The organism is Burkholderia sp. IT-111MI5 (assembly GCF_949752865.1).
GTDB classification, from domain to species: domain Bacteria; phylum Pseudomonadota; class Gammaproteobacteria; order Burkholderiales; family Burkholderiaceae; genus Burkholderia; species Burkholderia pyrrocinia_C.
This window is the reverse complement of sequence record NZ_CATKIF010000072.1, coordinates 78,416-96,659: the sequence shown is the minus strand read 5'-3', so window position 1 is coordinate 96,659 and position 18,244 is coordinate 78,416. Positions and strand designations below refer to the sequence as shown.

Here is an 18,244-nt window from a genome sequence, read left to right as displayed (position 1 = left end):
GCAAACGCCGTCTTTATCGCGCGCCGCCTTCCGTGTACCCCGTCGTGCCCTTCGTCTCCAGATACTCGACGAGGCCGAACTCCGCATACTCGCGCCCGTTGCCCGAGCGCTTGTAGCCGCCGAACGGCGCGGCCGGGTTCCACGCCGGATAGTTGATGTGGACGTTGCCGACCCGCAGCCGTGCCGCGATCCGGCGCGCGCGTTCGAGATCCTTCGACTGCACGTAGGCCGCGAGCCCGTACACCGAATCGTTCGCGAGCGCGACGGCCTCGTCCTCGGTCCGGTAGGTCACGATCGACAGCACCGGCCCGAAGATTTCCTCGTTCGCAATCGTCATGCCCGGCGTGACGTTCGAGAACACCGTCGGCCGCACGTAGAAGCCGTCGCCGAGCCCGTCCGGCCGCCCCGGGCCGCCGGCGACGAGCGTCGCGCCCTCTTCGATCCCGAGCCGGATGAAGTGCTGGATGCGGTCGAACTGCGTGCGGCTGACCACCGGCCCGATGCCCGTCTCCGGCGCACGCGGATCGCCGACGACGGTGCGTTCCGCCTCGCGGCGCGCGGCCTGCTCGGCCAGCGCCAGGTGATCCGCATGCACGAGCATGCGCGTCGGCGCGTTGCACGACTGGCCGCTGTTGCTGAAGCAGCTGCGCACGCCGCGTGTGACCGCATCGTCGATATCGGCGTCGGGCAGGATCAGGTTCGGGCTCTTGCTGCCGAGCTCCTGGTGCACGCGCTTCACGGTATCGGCGGCCGCCTTCGCGACCTCGACGCCCGCGCGCGTCGAGCCCGTGAACGACACCATGTCGACATCCGGGTGGCGCGACAGCGCATCGCCCGCTTCATGCCCGTAGCCGTGCACGAGGTTGAACACGCCGGGCGGCACGCCGGCTTCGTGCAAGATTTCGGCAAACAGGATCGCGCTGAACGGTGCGATCTCGCTCGGCTTGAGCACCATCGTGCAGCCGGCCGCGAGCGCCGGCGCGACCTTGCACACGATCTGGTTGATCGGCCAGTTCCACGGCGTGATCAGCGCGCACACGCCGATCGGCTCGTGCGACACCAGCAGCGAATCGGTCTGCGTGCTGAAGCGGAACGACTGCAGCGCGCGGATCGTCTGTTCGAGGTGCGCGGTGCCGACCGCGGCCTGCATCGCGCGCGCGAACGCGATCGGCGCGCCCATCTCCTGGCTGATCGTTTGCGCGACCTCTTCGTAGCGGCGCCGATAGATCTCGAGCATGCGCTGCAGCAGCGCGACGCGCTCGTCCACGGACCAGCGCGAGTACGCGTCGAAGGCCTGCCTCGCCGCACCGACCGCGCGGTCGACATCGGCCGCGCCGCCGATCCTGAGCTGCGCATACGGCCGCGCGGTGGCCGGGTCGATCACGTCGATCGACCGTGCATCGGCCGGATCGAGCCACTGGCCGCCGATATAGGACTGTTGTGACGTTCGCATCGAATGCTCCTGTTATGAGGATGTCGGATCAGCGCATCGCACGCGCACAGGTGTCGACGAGGATGTCGCGGATTTGCGCGACGAACCACACGATCTCGTCGCGCGACATCACGAGCGGCGGCGAGAACTGCAGGATCGGCGTGCCTTCATGATCGACGCCCGCACGGCACAGCAGCCCCGCGTCGAAGATCGCGGGCGCGAGCAGCGTCGACACGAACGCCTGCGCGCTGATGCCGGCCGACCAGCGGCGCGCGACCTTGTCGGTCACGAGTTCGAGCGAGTAGTGGTAGCCGTCGCCGCGCACGTCGCCGATGCACGGCAGTTCGAGCAGCCCGTCGAGCGTCCGGCGGAACACCGCTTCGTTGTCGCGGACGTTTGCAAGTACACCTTCGCGCTCCATGATCGCGAGGTTCGCGAGCGCGGCCGTGCATGCGACCGGATGGCCGCCGTACGTCGCGCCGTGCAGGAACATCTGCTGCGGCCCGTCGAGCACGGTGTCGACGACCGCGTCGCTCGCGATCACGCCGCCGAGCGGCACGTAGCCCGACGCGATGCCTTTCGCGAACGTGATGATGTCCGGCTTCAGCCCGTAGCGCGCCGACCCGAAATATTCGCCGAGCCGCCCGAACCCGCAGATCACTTCATCCGCGACGAGCAGCACGCCGTGCCGGTCGCAGATGTCGCGCAGCCCGGTCGCGTAGCCGGCCGGCGGCGTCAGGCTGCCGCCCGCGTTCTGCAGCGGCTCGACGACGATCGCGGCGACCGTGTCGGGTCCCTCCTGCACGATCAGCGATTCGATCTCGTCGAGCAGGTGGCGCGTGAACTGCGCTTCCGTCTCGCCCGCCGGACGGCCGTAGCGCTTCGTGTTGCCCACATGCCGCACGCCCGACATCAGCGGCTCGAAATGCTTGCGGAAGTTCGTCATCCCGTTCAGTGCCAGCGCACCGAACGACGTGCCGTGATACGCGACGCGCCGCGCGATGAACTTGCGCCGCTGCGGCTCGCCGCGCGACTGGTGATACTGGCGCACCAGCTTGATCGCCGATTCGTTCGACTCCGACCCGCTCGACGTGAAGAACACGCGGTTCAGGCCGTCCGGCGCGAGCGCCGCGAGCTTGTGCGCGAGACGGATCGCCGGTTCGTGGCCATAACCCCAGTTGGTGGCGAACGGCAGCCGCACCATCTGCTCGCGGATCGCGTCGCCGATCTCCGCGCCGTGGCTGTAGCCGACCTGCACGCAGTACAGCCCGGCCAGCGCATCGAAGTAGCGCTTGCCGTTGCGGTCGACGAGCCAGCAGCCTTCGCCGCGGTCGAACACGGTCAGCGCGTTGTCGCGATACGCATCGGCATGCGTGAAGTGCATCAGCAGGTGGCGCTTGCCGAGCGCCTGCAGGTCCGCATCGAGATTGACGTCAACGGCGTTCATGGGTCGTTCCTCCTTCAGGGTTTCAAAACCGGCATTGAGCGACCGGTCGTTAATTCATCGACAGCGTCGGCGCCGGGCGCGTGAAGCCGCGCGTCAGCCACACGAGCTGGCAGAGCCCGAGCACGAGCCAGCCGATGCCGACGTAGAACGTCTGGCGCGACAGTCCCGCCCAGAGCCACACGTTCATCGCAAAGCCGATCGCCGGCATCGCGCCGAACGCGATCCAGCCCGCGGCATGGCGGTGCTCGGGCCGGCACAGATAGCTGCGCATCACGCACAGGTTCACGATCGCGAATGCGACGAGCGCGCCGAAGCTGATCATCGTCGACGCGAGATCGAGCGTGACGAACAGCGCGGACAGCGACACGACGCCGACCGCGAGCGTCGCGCGCACCGGCGTGTGCAGCCGGGCATGCAGGTGGCCGAACACGCGCTCGGGCAGCACCCGGTCGCGGCCCATCGCGAACAGCACGCGCGTCACGCTCGCCTGCCCGGCCATCGCGCTTGCGAAGCAGCCGGCCACATACACCGCGACGAACAGCGCCGACAGCGTGCCGCCGCCGATGCGCCGCATCAGTTCGAGGCTGGCCGAATCGAGATCCTTGAACGCGTGCCAGTCGGGAAACACCACTTGCCCGATGTAAGCGATCAGCATGAACAGCAGGCCGCTCGCCAGTGTGCAGAGCAGGATCGCGCGCGGGACCGTGCGGCGCGGCTCGCGCGTTTCCTCGGACAGCGTGGTGACCGCATCGAAGCCGAGGAACGACAGGCACAGGATCGCGGACCCGGCGAAGATCGCACGCGCATCGCCCGACGACGGCAACGCGACGGCCATCGACAGCCCTTCGCCGCTCGCAACCCGCGCCGATGCGACGACGAAGATCGCGATGAACACGAGCTGGCTCGCGATCAGGATCAGGTTCACGCGATTGACGAGCCGGATGCCGACGATGTTCAGCCCGGTGACCAGCGCGATGCTCGCGACGATCCACACGCTGGCCGGCACGGCCGGGAATAGCTGCTTCATGTAGATGCCGATCGCGAGGTAGCTGATCATCGGGATGAACAGGTAGTCCATCAGCAGCGCCCAGCCGACCATGAAACCGGCCGACGTGCCGAAGTTGCGGCTCGCGAACGTATAGGCCGACCCGGCGCTCGGCATCAGCCGCGCCATGTGGCCGTAGCTGCGTGCGGTGAACAGCATCGCGACCAGCGTAACCGCATACGCGGCCGTCAGATGCCCGTTCGTCTCGCTCGTGACGATCCCGTAGGTCGTGAACACCGTCATCGGCAGCATGTACGCGAGGCCGAAGATCACCAGCGTGAACAGTCCGAGCGGATGCGCGTTGCGTCGTCCGGTTGCGTCGCATCGATGCGCGTGCGGCTCCGAGTCGTTCGCCGAAGCGACCGATGCGGATCGACCTGGCCTGTCGTTGTTCATGCTGTCCTCACGTGGATTTCGTTCATGACGTCAACACCCGTTTCGTCGGCAACGCGTGCATTGCACGATTCGGAAACGAGTGTGGTGCGCCAAAAAATCGACGACGAATGAGAAAAGCGGACGTAATCGAGGGATATTTGCGGACACATCGCCGCGCGTCGCGCCGGCCAGTCATGAATGGTGCTGTGCCGCACTGGCATTTTGCGGACATTCCGGCTATGTTCTACGCGATCCCGTCGCCGCATCCGCACCATGGACAGCCGCTTCCATCGAAACCAGAGCAGGGCCGAGCGCAGCCTGCGTTCGTCGCTCGGCCTCGCGCGTCCGGCCGGACGCCAGGAAGACATTCCCGCCACCGTCCACGCGATCGCGGTCGCGCTGGACGAGTGCCGCGTGCGGCGCATCGACGGCGCCGCGCTGCTCGAAGGCACCGGGCTCGGCGCGGACGAAGTCGCGTCGCCGAACCTGCACGTGAATCGCGGCCAGGAGCAGCGCTGTTTCCGCAACCTGCTGCGCTGCAGCGGCGTGCCGTCGATCGGGCTGTCGATCGGCGCGCGGCTGCACGTGTCGACGCTCGGCCTCGCCGGCTACGCGATGCTGATCAGCGGCTCCGTGATGCAGGCGTTCCGCTGCATGAGCCAGTTTCCGCTGTTCATGGGGCTGTATTTCGATGTGCGTATCGATGCGCACGCGGACGGCATGAGCGTGACGATCGGCCGCTACAACGGCGAGCCCGATCTCGAGGTGTTTCAGGTCGACATGTGCCTGTCCAGCCTGCGCCTGATCGTGTCCGATCTCGTCGGCAAGCCGGTCTGGCCCGAGCAGTTGCAGCTCGCGCGCCGCACGCCGCGCAACGCGGCCGACTATGCGCGCCACTTCGGCTGCAAGGTCGCGTTCAATGCGGGCGACAACCGTCTCGTGTTCACGTCCGTGAACGGCACGGAAACGCCGCGCCTCGCGAACGAAGTCAGCTTCAACGCGCTGCACTACCAGTGCGAAGCGCTCGAACGTCAGTGGGCCGCGTCGGTCGGCACGCGCTTCGCCGATCGCGCGAAGGAGCTGATGGCGCGCGACCTGTCGCGCTTCAAGTCGATGACGTCGCTCGCGGATGCGCTGCACCTGACCGAACGCACGCTGCGCAGGCGGCTCGACAAGGACGGCATCACGTTTCAGTCGCTGCTCGACGAAGTGCGTCACGACGAAGCGGTGCGAATGCTCGACGACCACACGCTGACGGTCGCGGCGATCGCGGAACGTCTCGGCTACAGCGAGCCGCGCAGCTTCCGTCATGCGTACCGGCGCTGGACGGGCAAGACGCCGCGCGCCGAGTCGGACGTCGACGCGTGAGCAGCACCGGTTACGGCTTCATTGCCGGCATCGGGATTCTTTGCGCACGTAAATCCATGACCCGCGCCTGAATGGAATCGTGCTCGACATGCCGGTCAATCGACAACCGGGTAACGCGTATCGATCGCGCACCGAAAAATCCGAACCCCGGAATGAAAATCGCAAAGAATCGACTCGCGTAGAATGCCCGCAATAATCAATCCGAACGCGGCCACGCTCCGATTCCGCTCGCATCGACGCAATGCGAAAGAGGCCCTTGGCATCCGCTGACGCCGCCGCGTAATCGGGCGAGCGCAACCGCGACGATCGTCGACCGACGAAGCCACCATGAGCAAACCGATCCTGTACCTCCTCGCCGGCAACGGCAGCGCGGCCGACTGGTGGGACGATGCGCTGCCCCACTTCCGCCGCTACCAACCCGTGCCGCTGGAACTGCCGGGCTTCGGCGACAATCCCGCGCCGCCGTGCGAAGACCTCGCCGCCTACGCGCAAGCGCTGCTGGACGCGACCGAACCGGGCCACGCGATCATGGCGGTCGGCGTGAATGCACTGCTGGTGCTGCACGCGTTGCAGCGGCACCCCGGCCACTTCAGCCGCAGCGTGCTGCTCGCGCCCGTCGGTGCGTTCCTGTGGGAACGGCGTTTGCCGAAACTGATGGCGCCGAAGCCGCTGCGCAAAGCGATCCACTGGCTGCTCTCGCACTACCCGACGCTGTTCGCACGCAAGTTCTCGAACCAGACCTGGACACCTGCGCAGTACCGCCGCATGGGCGCCGGTTATGCGCGCTGCCGCGCGTTCCTGCCGCATTGGGATCTCGTGCGCGCCGATACCGCGCTGCCGCTGCTCGAATGGATCACCGATCGCATCGAACTCGTGTGGGGCGACCAGGACAACGTGCTCGGCGTGCGCCAGGCCGCCGCGTGGTCGGCCATCCTCGCGCGCGCCGACCTCACCGTCACGCTGCAAGCCGGCTGGGGACACTATCCGTGGATCGATGCGCCGGCAACCTTCGCGCAGTGGCTCGAAGCGGGCGACGCGGGCTTCGTCGCGCACACGAAAGGCGGACGCCTGGCGCTGGCCGCGATGGCCGGGCTGCCGGTGCCGCCCGCGCTGTCGCTCACCCGCGCCGACGACCCGCGCCTGCCCGGCTTTCTCGCGAGCCAGCCCGATGCCGAGTGGGCGATCCGCTCGTCGAGTCACGGCGAAGACCAGGCCGATGCGGCCAACGCCGGCCGGCACACGACGTTCCTGCGCGTGCCGGCGTCGCGGGCGGCCGCACGCGTGGCCGAGCTGCTCGACGGCGGGCTCGAGGAAGCGGTCGTGCAGCGCTTCGTCACGCCCGTGCTGTCCGGCATCGCGTTCGTGCGTCATCTCGCGGTCGAAGTCGAATGGGTGCAGGGCCACCTCGAAACGCTCGCCGACGGGCAGGCGAGCCCGCAGCGCGCGATCCTGTCGCGGCTCGGCGAGCCTTGGCAGAGCGGCACGTTCCCGACCGCGCACGGGTTGACCGCGACGCAACTGTGGACCTTCCTGCAACGCGTGCTGCGCGCGTTCCATTACGTTCCGGGCGACGTCGAATGGGCGTGGGACGGCACGCAACTGTGGCTGCTGCAGTACCGCCCGATCAGCAGCTACGGCTGGCACCGGCACCTGACCTCGGCCAACATCGCCGAGATCCTGCCGCCGCAGCCGAGCCGGCTGGTCGAGTATGCGCAACGCCGCGCGGCCGGCAGCATCCCGGCCATCATGGCGCGCTGGGATGCACGCGTGCTGCGGGACAACGAACCGTTCACCGCACTCTATGGCGGCGCGTCGTACATCAACAACGACCTGTTCCTGGCGCGCCTCGCCGACTGGGGCGTATCGGCCGGCAACTACAGCGGCGAGATCGGCGGCGCGACGCCGCCGCTGCGCTGGCGACCGCTGCGCCTGCTGCGATCGCTGCCGGTGTTCTGGCGCATGCTGCGCGTCGCGCGCACGCACCTGCCGACGCTCGAGCACGGCTTGCGGCGCTTCGACCGGGAACTCGCGACGCTCGTCGAGCAGCGCGCCGACGGCCGGCAACTGGCCGACTGGTTCACGCGCTTCTACGTGTTCGTCGTGCAGGGCAACCTGTGCATCGCGGCATCGCTCGCCAGCAGCGGCGGCGCACTGTGGGGGCGCCCGCCGACCGTGTACGGCCAGCTCGACGACAGCCCGCACCGCTTGCCGTGGGAAACCGATCCGGGCACCGCGCGGCCGGCGGCCATCGACCTGCCGTTGCAGGCGTTTCCCGACTGGCCGCTGCCGGTTCGCGTGCTCCATACGCTCGGCGCGCCGGGCATGCGCGGCTGGTATCTGCAGGTGCGCGAGTGGTATCGCGACAACCTGATGCGCGTGTTCTTCCGCCTGCATCATGCGATGCCGGCCGCCGATCGCGACGCGTGGTTCGCGCCTCATCCCGAGCGCCGCGAACGCAACGGCAGCTTCTGGCAGGACGGCAGCGAAGGCACCGACGAGGCGACCGGCTTCATGATCTATCCCGGCCACACGCAGGGCGTGCTCGGCCACGACATCCTGCTGGAAGACACGCTCGACCCCGGCCGGCACGCGCAGTACCAGGCCGCGCGCGCCGTGATCGCGCGCATGGGCGGCCGGCTGTCGCACGGCGCGACGCTGCTGCGCGAGCTGCGCAAGCCGTCGGCCGTGCTGCCGCGCGTCGACGCGGCGTGGGTCGGGCGCGAAGTGCGGCTCAGCGACGGCCGGCTGACGCTGGTCGAATAAGCGCGGTATGCCGCCCGCCGGCGTGTTGAAGGGGCCGGCGCCGGATGCGCTGGAACAGGCGATTGCGGGGATGGACGCTCTGTCGCGGAACGGGCTGCGCGATCCGTTCGCGCAGTACGGCATCCAGCAGGACGTGCACGCGGGAATGGAAGTCAGCTATCCGAAGACGACGTGACGCGTCGCGGTTGGCGACAGCCGGAATCGGTGCTCAGCGCTGCGGCGTGCGGACTTTCCCGTCGACCTTCAATATGCGCCTGTCGTGCGCGGCCTCGTATTCGACCGTCTGCGCGGGAGTGACGGCGCCGTACGACCGGCCGTTCACATAGACGATGCCGTCCCGCAGTTCGACCCGGTCACCGTCGACCGTCGCGGTGGCCCGTTCGCCCTGCAGCACCGCGCCCGAGCAACCGGCGGTCGAAAAGCTGCGGACCGACGTGCCCGGCATCGCGGCGTTCCCGCCCTGGTCCGCCGCATGCGCCGCGCTGCAGGGCGGCGCATCCATGCTGCCGGCAGCGTGGAGCGTTCCGGCGCCGATGCCGGATCCGGCAAGCAACGCAATCGTCATCGGCAACAGCTTGTTCATGGTGATCTCCGTGGTCCGTGGACCTGGATCGACAACGATGCATCCCGTCCGGTTGATGGCCCGCGGCTGCGCAACCGGATCGACGATCGGTCGCCCCCCTGCCCGCAGGTCGACCAAATGCATCGAGTATGCATCCACGTCACGACACTCCGCCATCTGCGCCGATACCATTCACGACCCCAAACGGCCAGCTTGTTCGGGCCCCTTGATCGACTTCAACGCCGCTCCCCCGACGGCGACCGAACGGGCCACCGCTTCACCGAAAATCCACCTTGATCAAGTTGCGATCCGCAACTATTATCGATTGCGACACGCAACCTTTTCAGGCAGACCATGGATCTCATCGACGCTCCCGCCAAGCCTCGCGAAGCGACCATCCTCGAGCTTCGCGACTTCTCCCGCAAACTGGTTCGCGAGCTCGGCTTCATGCGCGCGACGCTGGCCGACAGCGACTGGGCGCCTTCGGCCGTTCACGCGATCCTCGAGATCGGGATGGCGCCCGGCATCAACGCCCGGGATCTCGGCAACATCCTGCGCCTGGACAAATCGAACACGAGCCGGCAACTCGCGCGGCTCGAAGCCGCCGGTATCGTGGAGCGGCGCGTGTCGAGCGAGGACGCGCGCGCGACCGAGCTGACCCTCACCGCCGAAGGAAAAAAGCTCCGGAAAAGAATCGACCAGTTCGCGACGGACCAGGTGTCGAATGCGCTGCGCCGCATGGTTCCGGCCGACCAGCAGACGCTGCTGCGCTCGCTCGCGCTGTACGCCGATGCGCTCGCGCAAGACAACGCCGCCAAGTCGCCCGCCGCGGCACCCGACACGCCGCAGATCCGCGAAGGCTACCAGCCGGGCTGCATCGGCGACATCGCGAGCCTGCACGCGCGCTTCTATTCGGAGCACTGGGGATTCGGCGCCTTTTTCGAAAAGCGCGTGGCGACCGAACTTGCCGAGTTCGCGGGCGCGCTGCCGGCCGACGGCAAGGCGCTCTGGCTCTGCCAGGAGGACGGGCGGACACTCGCGTCGCTCGCGATCGACGGCAACCCGGCGACCGGCGTCGCGCATCTGCGATGGTTCATCGTGAACGACGCGTTGCGCGGATCGGGCATCGGGCGCCAGCTGATGACGCAAGCCATGCGCTTCGTCGACGAGCAGCGGTTTCGCGAAACCTGCCTGTGGACGTTCAAGGGCCTCGATTCCGCGCGCCATCTGTACGAGTCGTTCGGCTTTACGCTGACCGGCGAGTCCGCGGGCACGCAATGGGGAACCGAGGTGGTCGAGCAGCGTTTCAGCCGGCCGGGGCCGGCCGGTTGCTGAGGTTCAACCGGGATCGACAGCCTGTCGATCGACGGCGTCGCCCGGCGCACCAACATTTCGCGGTGCGCGATACCGAACGTGCGATACCGCGAAATCCGGATACTGTTTGCCCCGAACACTTCACATGACCATGGATCACCTGACAAACCGCGGAGTCTCCATCACCGGCCGCACGCTGGATCGCGCCGAATTGCTGCATCTCGTCGAAGGCTCGCCGGCCCCCCTCCATCTGGAGGACTGCGACCTCGAGGGCGCGGACCTGTCGCGCCTGGATTTGCGAGGCGCGCGATTCGAGCGATGCACGCTCGCGGAAACGTCGTTCGTCGGTGCCACGCTGGCGCAGACAGTGTGGATCCGGTGCCGGGCCCGCCAGGCCAGCTTTGCATCGTCGGATCTCGAGGACGCCGTGTTCCAGTCATGCGATCTCAACAATACGAGCTGGCGACGCAGCAAGCTCAGCTCGGCCCGCTTCAAGGAATGCCGGCTGACCGGGGCCGATTTCGAGGAATGCAAGTCGCTCGGCCTCGAATTCGAGAATACGTTGCTGGTCGGCGCAAACCTGCGGCGCTTTTCATTCCGGAAGACCCGCCTCGTGGCACTCGACTTCTCGGACGCCGATCTCGCCGGTGCGGACTTTCGCGACGCCGTTTTCGAAGGCGGCAGCCTGCGCAACGCGCATCTGAACGATGTGAAGTTTGATGGTGCCGACCTGCGCGACGTGGATCTCAGCGGTACGCCCAAACTGCTCGCGTCCGGCGTCCTTCGCGGCGCGACCGTCTCCTATGAGCAGGCGGCGATGCTGATCGAGAATCTCGGGATTCGGGTCGCGTAGAGGCCACGCAGGGTCACGCAGACACGTTCGCGCCCGGTTCGTCGCCGCGCGGCGGGCAGGTCGCAAGCCGTCGAAGCCGAACGCGTGAACTATCGCAGCGCGTGCGCCACCTGCGCCTGCTCCGGCGCAAACGCGTCTTCCACGAAGCGGATCACGTCGTCGAGCGACGACGTGCATGCGGCACCGGCAGCCAGCTCCCGAAACGCGCCATCCGGCCCGAAGCAGACGAGCGGCTTGCCCCAGCGCCGCGCGAGCGAAATCTCCTCGGCCGTGCCGTGCCCGCCCGGCAGCGCGACGATCAGGTCGCTGCTCAGCACGTTCACGTAGTTGCGGTTGATCGTCCGCGGATCGGCGCCTGGCTCGCGGCGCGGCAGCGGCGTGAGGATCGGGATGTCGACGAACGGATGCGGATAACCGTCGAGCGGCACGAAGCCCGCGAGCGGATCGGCCTGCGTCGGCAGGATGCCGATCGATCGCCCGGCCCGCCCCGGCACGCCGGCGAACGCGCGCGCGACCGCCAGCATCACGCCCTGCCCGCCGCCCGTCAGCAGGTTGAAGCCGGCCTGCGCGAGCCACGCGCCGAGCGGTTCCGAAAACGCGAGCCACGGGTCCTTGCCCGAGCCCATCACGCCGATCGTTTTATTCTTTGGTTGCATCGTGGTTTCCGGTGATGTCGTTGCGATGGGTGCGATCGCATCGGGTTCCGACCGCAAGCGGGCCCACACCCGCCGCGCTCATTCGAGCTCGACGCCCTTGAGCTCGGGGATCAGGAACAGCGTCGCGACCATGTCGAGCACATAGAGGCCGGCGAGCAACGCGATGGCCGTCTGGAACGAGTAGTGCGCGGCCAGTGCGCCGACCGCGACCGGCCCGAAGCCGCCGACCGCGCGGCCGATATTCCACAGCACGTTCTGCGCGGTCGCGCGCGCGGCCGTCGGATAGCCTTCGGACATCAGCGCCCCGTAGCCGCCGACCATCCCGTTGACGAACATCCCCATCAGCGCGCCGGCCCACAGCATCGCCGTCGGGTCCGACAGCCGCGCATACGCGATGACCGTCGCGACCGCGCCGAGCTGGTACAGCAGGAACGTCGGCTTGCGCCCGATCCGGTCGGCCAGTTGCCCGAACACCCAGACGCCGATCATCATCCCGATGACGGTTGCCGCCGTCCACAGCCCCGATTTCGTCAGCGAGAAGCCCATCTGCTTCGACAGGAAGGTCGGCAGCCAGATCATGATCCCGTAGTAGCCGAAATTCTGGACCGAACACAGGATCGCGATGCCGACGCTCGTGCGCGCGGTGCGGCCGTCGGCGACAAGCATGCGGAACGCGTTGGCCTTCGGCTGCGCCGCGCGCTGCACGAACGCTTCCGGCTCGTGCAGCTTGTTGCGCATGACCCACGCGAGCAGCGCGGGCAGCACGCCGACCACGAACATGCCGCGCCAGCCGATGTGGAGCAGCAGGAACGGCGTCAGCAGCGCGGCCAGCAGCACGCCGGCCTGCCAGCCGAGCGCGACGTAGCACGACACGCGGGCACGCTTGCTCGCCGGCCATGCTTCGGCCGCGAGCGCCATGCCGATCCCGAACTCGCCGCCCAGCCCGATGCCCGCGATGGTGCGGTAGACGAGCAGATCCGAGAAGCCGCGCGCGAACGCGCACAGGCCGGTAAAGACCGCGAACAGCAGGATCGTCCAGGTCAGCACGCGCACGCGCCCGTAGCGGTCGCTCAGCGCGCCGAACACGATGCCGCCCGCGACCGCGCCGATCAGCGTCCACGTGACCAGCGCGCCGCCCTGCCCGGGCGTCAGGTGCAGCGCCGCCGTGATCGCGGGCAGCATGAAGCCGAGGATCAGCAGGTCGAAGCCGTCCATCGCATAGCCGATCGCCGATCCGGCCAGCGCCTTCCACGCGTAGGGGCCGACCTGCTCCGGGCGCGGGGCCGACGAGCCGTCGAGCGCCGGGGATTTGATGTTTGCTGCCATGGTGTCCTGCCACGAAAGTCCGGCGACATTCTAAGGCCTGTGCCCGCGCATGACGGGCCGGCGAACGTGCCGATGCGCGGCGATGCGGGCGCGCGTCGCCCTCCGCTCCCGTCCGTCATGCCCGCATGGTCGGCGACGAGTCAGGATGCGCCGCGCGCCCGCTTTCCGGGACGGAGAGCGGGAATCGGCGGGCAATGAACGGGAAAACGGCGATCCGGTGTCGGCGGCAAGGCCGGCGATGTCGCGATCAGGCCGGACACCGAACGAAAGACATTGTGCTGGCCGGGTGGTGCCGGCCGGCCCGCGCGCGCGAACCGGACGGCGCCGCGGCGGGCTTCAGCCCTGATCGTCCCCGGGCCACCAGGTCTTGGCCTCGCGATCGACGACGAGCGTGTCGAGATCCTTGCCTTCGAGCCATTTCGGCCGCGGGCCGCGGCCCGACCACGAGCGGCCGGTCGTCGGATCGTAGTACTTGGCAGGCGCCTTGCGTTTTCGCTGGACGATGTAGCCGAGCGCGCTCAGCACTTCCTGCTGCGTGATTCCCAGAAGCTCGACCTGTTCCTTGAAGGCCGCGAGCGCGGCCTGCTTCTCCTTCTGCTTTGCGTCCGACAGCTTGATGTTCAGGTCCCGAAGTTGTGCTTCGAGTTCCTGCAGAGCCTGGGTCATGTATTCATCCTCTTTGGGCATGTTTTTGCAAAAAACTCCGATGGCCGAACCTACCACGAAGTTCCGCCGATCGGTGCTGTCACATATGCGAATCGTTTGGCCGAGCCGGCATGGTTTGCGCGACGCGCACGAAACGACGTCGCACGTCAAAAACAGATCGGGTCGGGCCGGCAGCGCGCGGCACGCCGCGTACGAATGCACGGCGAACGGCTGCGGCAGGTCATGCGCCGCACCTGACACCGGCGCGGCATGGCGCGAATGATAGCAGTGCGCGTCGTCGTGTTGCACGAGTTGCGGGCCGGAGCCTGAACGACGTGCCCGACGTGCCGTTTGCCGGCCGAAGCCGATGCCTGCCAGGACGCCTTACCGGCCGACGCCGTCAGCATCCCACGCGATCCGGTCGAACAGCGCGCGCAGCTTCGCGCCGCGCGCCGCGTTCAGCGCGGCCGCATGCGCGACGCGTCCGGCGAGATGCGCGCGGAAATCCGGGTGTGCGTCGCGATTCTGCGACGCCGGTCCGCGCCGGATGCAGTTGGTCAGGATGGCCTTCAGGAGATCGAACTCATCGCGCGCCAGATTCGGATGACGATTGACGACCACGCCGGCCAGCTGCTGCCGCGTGCCGCGCCGCATTACGCGGGTCTTGCGCAGTTGCAGCGCGAAGCCCTCCTCGAGCGCGATCGCGGCAACCCTGACCTGCAGCCGCTCGACTTCGCGCGCGAGCGCGCCGCCGCCCGAAAACGCGAGATCGTCGGCATAGCGCGTATAGGTCGCATCGAGCGAACGCGCGAGCGCGGCGAGCCGCATGTCGAACCGGAATGCGCCCAGGTTCGCCAGCGCCGGCGACGTCGGCGCGCCCTGCGGCAGGTGCCGGTTGCGGTAGCGTTGCCGGGCGATCCAGTCGAGCCGCTCGCGCAGGTCCGGCGCGAGCAGCCGCGCCGACGGCACACGGTTGGTGCACAGCCCGGTGAGCGTGCGCGCGACTTCGGCCGGATACCCGAGCGCGACGAACAGCGCATGGACCCGCGCGGCGCGCACCGACACGAAGAAATCCGCGAGATCGAAGCGGACGACGACGTCGCGATCCGCATGCGGCGCCGCAAACGACACGATCCCGTGACCCTTGCGAAAGCCGTGTACCGCGCCGTGCGGCGCAATGCGATCGAGCAGCCCGTGCAGGATGCGGCGCTGCGCTTCGCGCAGCCGTCCCTTCGGGATCTCGACCACGCGGCACCCGCCGCTGCGCTTGTCGATCGCAGCGTACGTGTAGTGATGCAGCGGCGTCGTGCCGCCGCGTGCGTCGACGCGCCAGTGGTCGGACAGCCAGTCGAGTTCCGGCACGCTCACGCCGAGCCAGCCGGCGAGATCGCCGGGCGTCGCCCATTGCGGCACGTCGCAGCCGGCAAGCGGTGCCGGCAACGGCTGCTGGACCGGCGGCCGACGCACGACGCGGATCACTGCCGGCCGGTCGTCGCCGTACCACGCGCGCACGAACCCGGGCGCATCGGCCAGGTCCGCCGCAAGCGCATCGATGTCGGCGTCGGCCCAGTTCGAGCCGAAGCGCGCGAGCGCGGCATCCGCGGTTTCGTGCGCCCACGGCGGCGCATCGCCGAGCACGGCCGCCATCCGCGCAACGATGCCGCCGCGTTCGGGCGAACCGGCCAGCATCGCTTCGGCAATCACGCGGACGGTTTCGCGCAGGAATGAGTGCATAGCCAGAGATGGGCGGGACGATGAGTCAACGTGACCGGTACTGCGAGGGGCTGCGTTGCGCGACGCGCAACGGATCCCCTTGCGACGCATCGGGGTGTCGATCTCATCCACGGGGTAGCCCCGTAGTCCTGGAACATCGGCTGCCTGTTCCGGGCGTGTGCTTGACCCACCGCCCCGCGTCGGGACTTTAAAGGCCGGGACGACGGGATGTCAAACCCGGCGGGCAGACCCGCGCCGCAGCCGCGCGCGCGACTTCGACGAAATCTTCGAGCCATTTCAGTTGCATGGCTTGGCGCCTGGGTGCGCGGGGAGATGCCGCGCGGTGTTTGCGATTCGCACTTGCGGCGAATCGGCAGGCCAGCGTCGGGCGTGCGCCGCAGGCCGCGGATGGCGCCCGATCCTACGGCACCTGCGGCGCATCGCGCAGCACCGTGCGCAACGCGGTATCGAACGGCGTCGCGTAATCGATCCCGAGTTCGCGCACGCGCGACGCGTCCAGATGGCAGTCATACGGACGCGGCGTCGCATCGGTCGGCTGCTCGATCGGCGCGAGCGATGCGTCGATGCCGAGCGCTGCCGCGATCCGCTGCGCGATGTCGTACTTCGTCATCGGCTCCTCGCCCGACCAATGACGGATACCCGTGATGGACGCGCCCGCGAGATGACGCAGCGTCAGGTCGCGGATGACTTGCGCGACGTCCGGCGTGTAGGTCGGATAGCGGATCGCCCATGCATCCATGCCGACCGCGTCGGCACCCGGGCGCGCGGAAGCGACGATCGCGGGGACGAGGCTCGTGACGGCCGATTCGCTCCAGTCGGCGACCGGGCCGTAAAGCAACGGCAGGCGCAGCACGCACGACAGCGGCGATGCGGCGAGGAGCGCAGCTTCGCCTTCCAGCTTCGTGCGGCCGTAGATGTTCAGCGGGTTCGGCGTGGCGTCTTCACGGTACGGGGCCGCCTTGCCGTCGAATACGTAGTCGGTGGAGATGCCCAGCGTCCATGCGCCATATCGCGCGGCGAGCGCGCCGATGCGGGCCGGCGCGGTGACGTTGATGGCGCGCGCGGCGGCCGGGTCGCGTTCGCACACGTCGGGACGGCGTTCGGCTGCGCAGAGGATGACGGCGGCCGGTTTGCTGGTTTCGAAGAGGTGTTCGAGGGCCGGCTGGTCGAGCGCGTCGAGTCGGGCGACGTTTTCCGGGGGCAGCGCGAGAAGTTTTGCGCCTGTGCTTTGCGGGTTCCGGATGGTCGCGAGCAGCGTCAGCGACGATTCGCGGGCCAGCGACGCGGCAACCGCGCGGCCGAGCAGGCCGGAGGCGCCGATGACGAGGATGGTCGGGAGTTCGGTCGACGAAGTTGGGCTTGGCATAGGCGGCGATTCGGGTGACGTGGGGAGGCGCGAGGTCGCGTTCGGCGTTCGCGCTGCGGTCGTCCGGAGGATAGCGGAAAAGGCGCGCAACCGATCAACGACAAACGACAAACGACCCTCGAACCGTACTATGCGGAATCGCCACCCGGCGCACGCTACTCCGGAGCCATCGGCGATTCGCCCGCCACCCGAAAGACAAAGCCCGGCACACTTCCGCGCGCCGGGCCTGCCACACTGCACTGAAACTTCGCGCCGCTTTACTTCCGGTCGAGCGAATACCGTCCCGGCCCGGTCAGCGCGAGCAACAGCAACCCGCCGATGATGCTGACGTTCTTGTAGAAGTTGATCATCGCCATGTACTGGTCCATGCCCTGCAGCGCCCAGTAGCGATGGCCGATCAGCGCGGTCGCGAGCGTATAGGCGGCGAACACCAGCGCGAGCGGACGCGTATAGAAGCCGATCGCGATCAGCAGGCCGCCGGCCAGTTCGACCGCCACCGCGATCACGGCCGCCAGTTCCGGCGCCGGGTTCCCCGTCGACGCCATGTACGCGACCGTGCCCGAGAAGCCGTTCAGCTTCTGCCAGCCGAACAGCACGAACAGGATCATCAACAGCACGCGAGCCGCCAGCAGCAGCTCGTCCTTCTTCGACTCCAGCGAAACGTAACGCATAGCAATCACCCTTGAATTGACGGTTTGATGCATCCGGCGCCGATGCGCGCCGAATCGGCACGCCAGGTCGGCAACGGACCACTCCTCACACGATCGGACAGCGGACCGGACGGCCCGCCGCCGAAGAATCCGTCCGGTTGCGCCGTTTCTGGCGCGCTCCGGATCGGTTCTGGCGAAGCACGGGTGCAGTCTACTGTCTCATCAGGAATCATCAATCCCCCATAAAGCGATTCGCTGTCTCACTTAAGTAGACAATCGAACGCAACAAGGCCGTTACACAGCGGATGACGGGCAGCGCAAACGATTTTCGGCCCCGTGCAAATCGCTCCGTTCTCGTGTTTCCAGATCAGGAGAACTGTTCCTCTTCTTCCTGGCCGCCTTATTCAATTGATATTGTTGGCGCCAATTGACACATGCCGGTCACAACAATTCGTCTCAACAGTTATTCGGCGACACGTTCTATGCGTGGTTCATTCGCCATTGATTCTGCTTCGCAATTCGATCGTCTTTACAGTCAGCCAGTGATCTTTTTTCGATCAAAGACACACGGATCTGGAATGCAAATTGGTAACCGGAAACGTTTCACGTACGCGTGGCCCGATATCCCATGTAGCGTGATATCGCCTACCTGACAAGTTTGCGGCTCGATACCGACCAAGCATGGCGCCTGCTCCACGCAGCCGCTCC

The 18,244-nt window shown here is 67.7% G+C and carries 14 protein-coding genes; 4 read left to right on the top strand and 10 right to left on the bottom strand.

What is annotated here, in order from left to right; translation table 11 throughout:
• Positions 1 to 13 precede the first annotated feature (13 nt).
• From ACM6JT_RS33480 to ACM6JT_RS33470, 3 genes are read right to left on the bottom strand one after another with little or no spacing between them, the layout of a single operon-like run.
• The gene (locus ACM6JT_RS33480) at positions 14 to 1,453 is read right to left on the bottom strand and encodes an aldehyde dehydrogenase family protein (RefSeq protein ID WP_414858057.1); all 1,440 of its coding nucleotides are present in this window, start codon (positions 1,451 to 1,453) and stop codon (positions 14 to 16) included.
• Positions 1,454 to 1,481: 28 nt separating this feature from the next.
• Positions 1,482 to 2,879: an aspartate aminotransferase family protein gene (locus ACM6JT_RS33475; RefSeq protein WP_414858056.1), complete on the bottom strand. Its 1,398-nt coding sequence runs from the start codon at positions 2,877 to 2,879 to the stop codon at positions 1,482 to 1,484.
• A gap of 49 nt (positions 2,880 to 2,928) precedes the next feature.
• Positions 2,929 to 4,320 carry an APC family permease gene (locus ACM6JT_RS33470; RefSeq protein WP_105391991.1) on the bottom strand — a complete coding sequence of 464 codons (1,392 nt, stop codon included), beginning with the start codon at positions 4,318 to 4,320 and terminating at the stop codon, positions 2,929 to 2,931.
• Between the two features lie 252 nt (positions 4,321 to 4,572).
• Between ACM6JT_RS33470 and ACM6JT_RS33465 the strand changes: the two genes are divergently transcribed.
• Positions 4,573 to 5,667: an AraC family transcriptional regulator gene (locus tag ACM6JT_RS33465; RefSeq protein ID WP_414858055.1), complete on the top strand. Its 1,095-nt coding sequence runs from the start codon at positions 4,573 to 4,575 to the stop codon at positions 5,665 to 5,667.
• Positions 5,668 to 5,994: 327 nt separating this feature from the next.
• Positions 5,995 to 8,430: a PEP-utilizing enzyme gene (locus ACM6JT_RS33460; RefSeq protein WP_414858054.1), complete on the top strand. Its 2,436-nt coding sequence runs from the start codon at positions 5,995 to 5,997 to the stop codon at positions 8,428 to 8,430.
• A gap of 208 nt (positions 8,431 to 8,638) precedes the next feature.
• On the opposite strand, the gene ACM6JT_RS33455 is transcribed toward ACM6JT_RS33460, so the two are convergent.
• The gene (locus ACM6JT_RS33455; protein WP_407972992.1) at positions 8,639 to 9,136 is read right to left on the bottom strand and encodes a sugar ABC transporter ATPase; all 498 of its coding nucleotides are present in this window, start codon (positions 9,134 to 9,136) and stop codon (positions 8,639 to 8,641) included.
• 210 nt (positions 9,137 to 9,346) lie between these two features.
• Between ACM6JT_RS33455 and ACM6JT_RS33450 the strand changes: the two genes are divergently transcribed.
• Together ACM6JT_RS33450 and ACM6JT_RS33445 are read left to right on the top strand one after the other, a co-directional pair.
• Positions 9,347 to 10,327: a helix-turn-helix domain-containing GNAT family N-acetyltransferase gene (locus ACM6JT_RS33450; RefSeq protein ID WP_175749252.1), complete on the top strand. Its 981-nt coding sequence runs from the start codon at positions 9,347 to 9,349 to the stop codon at positions 10,325 to 10,327.
• 130 nt (positions 10,328 to 10,457) lie between these two features.
• Complete coding sequence (locus ACM6JT_RS33445; protein ID WP_414858136.1) at positions 10,458 to 11,159, top strand: pentapeptide repeat-containing protein; 702 nt, start codon at positions 10,458 to 10,460, stop codon at positions 11,157 to 11,159.
• A gap of 89 nt (positions 11,160 to 11,248) precedes the next feature.
• Here the strand turns inward: ACM6JT_RS33445 and ACM6JT_RS33440 are convergent, their stop codons facing one another.
• The 6 genes from ACM6JT_RS33440 to ACM6JT_RS33415 form a co-directional block, all read right to left on the bottom strand.
• Complete coding sequence (locus ACM6JT_RS33440; RefSeq protein WP_105392031.1) at positions 11,249 to 11,815, bottom strand: DNA-binding protein; 567 nt, start codon at positions 11,813 to 11,815, stop codon at positions 11,249 to 11,251.
• A 78-nt stretch (positions 11,816 to 11,893) separates the two neighbouring features.
• Positions 11,894 to 13,141, bottom strand: coding sequence for an MFS transporter (locus ACM6JT_RS33435; protein ID WP_414858053.1), 1,248 nt, complete (start codon positions 13,139 to 13,141; stop codon positions 11,894 to 11,896).
• 336 nt (positions 13,142 to 13,477) lie between these two features.
• Positions 13,478 to 13,807: an H-NS family nucleoid-associated regulatory protein gene (locus ACM6JT_RS33430; RefSeq protein ID WP_034182616.1), complete on the bottom strand. Its 330-nt coding sequence runs from the start codon at positions 13,805 to 13,807 to the stop codon at positions 13,478 to 13,480.
• 363 nt (positions 13,808 to 14,170) lie between these two features.
• Positions 14,171 to 15,520 carry a reverse transcriptase family protein gene (locus ACM6JT_RS33425; RefSeq protein ID WP_414858052.1) on the bottom strand — a complete coding sequence of 450 codons (1,350 nt, stop codon included), beginning with the start codon at positions 15,518 to 15,520 and terminating at the stop codon, positions 14,171 to 14,173.
• A 400-nt stretch (positions 15,521 to 15,920) separates the two neighbouring features.
• Entirely contained in the window at positions 15,921 to 16,886 is a 966-nt protein-coding gene (locus ACM6JT_RS33420; protein WP_414858051.1) for a dTDP-4-dehydrorhamnose reductase family protein, read from the bottom strand.
• Between the two features lie 257 nt (positions 16,887 to 17,143).
• Positions 17,144 to 17,557, bottom strand: a complete 414-nt coding sequence (locus ACM6JT_RS33415) for a DoxX family protein (RefSeq protein ID WP_034182511.1) — start codon at positions 17,555 to 17,557, stop codon at positions 17,144 to 17,146.
• Positions 17,558 to 18,244: the final 687 nt, after the last annotated feature.